1 protein-coding gene and 2 pseudogenes are annotated in these 2,307 nt (G+C 39.8%); all 3 read right to left on the reverse strand.

Features of this window, described 5'->3' with window-relative positions:
- A pseudogene (locus RT405_RS13355) lies at positions 1 to 381 on the reverse strand (hypothetical protein); the annotation flags it as partial.
- 102 nt (positions 382 to 483) lie between these two features.
- Entirely contained in the window at positions 484 to 954 is a 471-nt protein-coding gene (locus tag RT405_RS13360; protein WP_313470358.1) for a SprT family protein, read from the reverse strand.
- Between the two features lie 239 nt (positions 955 to 1,193).
- Positions 1,194 to 2,307 (reverse strand): annotated as a pseudogene (locus RT405_RS13365) (helix-hairpin-helix domain-containing protein); the annotation flags it as partial.

Here is a 2,307-nt window from a genome sequence, read left to right on the forward strand (position 1 = left end):
TCCGCCTGTTGCAATAGCTTGTTTAAAAGCTGCAGTACAATCTGTTTTTCCATCCCCAACTGCTCCATACTCCAAAACAGATACTGTTCTGACGTGCTGGCTTAAATGAGTCATTGCCTGATCTAACTGGCTTTTCCAGACAGGGAAAACTTGACCAGCAGCATCCACCGTTACGGCCGGTTCTGTTGTAAAATCAATTTTTTCTTTAGACCATATAGAGCTATTCAAATAACGGGCAGACTTCTTTCTAATTTTATTCAACCCCTTTAACAGGTTAAATTGCTTTTCTGTTTCCTCGATCGCTACTTGCTTTTTGGCTACTTGAGAATAATCTGGAAACGTTACACTTAATAATTCTTGAATGACGGTTGTTTGTTTCATACGGTCGTCCCCCATACGGTAAATTTTACTTATGCTTACTGCTATCAGCATAACAAATTTAGCAGTTTAACTGTTAATAACTAGTATCAGCTTTAGCCTCTTTTATTTTGAAGCTAATTCTGTCTGCCCTGAAAGAATTAGCTGTCCATGACATTTTCCGCAAACATATCGTTTCGTGTTAAAACGTCTTTGCCGATAGATAGCGTTCTGACATGTTTGACATTGGTAAACCCAAAATTTTTTCGGTTGTTTTGCTGGTGCTAATGATTGAACATAACGCGTTCCGCCTACTTTTTTCAGCAGCTGCTTAAAATCAGCATCTTTGTGTTGGTAGCCTTTATCTGCTAAATGTAAGTGATAATGACATAATTCATGTTTTATCACTTTAAGAAACTCTTCCATACCGAAAGCTTCCAAGATCTTGAGGTTAAAATCTAAATTATGTGTCGCTAAATGATACCTTCCTCCTGTTGTACGCAGACGGTTATTAAAAGACGCTTGGTGTTTAAACGGTTGTCCAAAATCGTGCATTGACGTTTCTTCTACTAATTTCTGCAATTCTGTTTGATTCAATTTTCCTATCCCTTCCTATACTATTCACTACTTCCAAAAGTTTATTCCTCCGTTAGACAAGAAAAGCGAGACAGGCTTGGCACGCTAGACATTGAATGCAGAAAAACTTATAATATCCTACTCTACAAAAAGGAGGAGGATGAGACAAAAGTCTCATCCTCTTTCTCAACTATTTTTCTTAAACCTGCTCCAAAAAGCAAACATCTCTTGTTCTCTTTACATTTACATGTTCTATTGCTTTAGTCTTGCTTTTTAGGTGGCAGCATTGTTAAAGAGATACGCCCTTTATTGACATCAATGTCTTCTACCCAGACCGTCACCACATCACCGACAGCTACTACATTTGTCGGGTGTTGGACATATCCTTTACTTAATTTTGAAATATGCACTAGCCCATCTTGTTTCACGCCGATATCGACAAATGCACCAAAATCGACTACATTCCGGACGGTTCCTTCTAATTCCATTCCCGCTTGCAAGTCTTCCATGCTTAGCACGTCTGTCCGTAATAAAGGTGCCGGCATTTCATCACGCAAATCACGCCCTGGTGTGGATAAGGCTTGCAGCATATCTTTTAGCGTTTCCTTGCCTAATCCTGTTGCCTGCATCAATTCTGCACGATCTAATTGTTCTAAAGCTTTTTTAGCTTTCATACTGCCAACGTCTTTTAACGTTACACCGGCTAATTCTAGAATCTCTTTAGCTTCTTTATATGTTTCGGGATGAATCCCAGTGTTATCTAATACATTTTTTCCATCAACGATTCGCATAAATCCAACTGATTGTTCATAAGCTTTAGGTCCCAAGCGCGGCACTTTCTTTAATTGGGCTCGGCTTTCAAAACGTCCATTTTCTTCACGATAAGCGATAACGTTGTTGGCAGTTGTCTTATTTAGCCCAGCTACATGTTGCAGCAATTGCGCACTTGCAGTATTCACATTGACACCTACTTGGTTAACAGCTGTTTCGACAACAAAATCCAATCGTTCTTCTAAGCGTTTTTGTGACACATCGTGTTGGTATTGGCCAACACCGACCGATTTAGGATCGATTTTCACCAATTCGGCTAAAGGATCTTGTAAGCGACGGGCAATGCTAACTGCACTTCTTTGTTCTACTTGCAGATCTGGAAATTACATCAATATCGATAACTTTTCCAGTAGGATCAATGACCGCTAATTTGCAGCCTGTCCGATAGGCTGGATCTAATCCCAATACCATTTTACCTTTTAACGGCGGCTGCAATAACAAGTTGCGCAAATTCTCGCCAAAAATATTAATCGCTTGTTCATCAGCTTGTTCAGTCAACTCAGACCGAATTTCACGTTCGATCGACGGCCCAATAAACCGTTT

Origin of the sequence: Carnobacterium sp. (assembly GCF_032094055.1) — a bacterium.
Classification (GTDB): Bacteria; Bacillota; Bacilli; order Lactobacillales; family Carnobacteriaceae; genus Carnobacterium_A.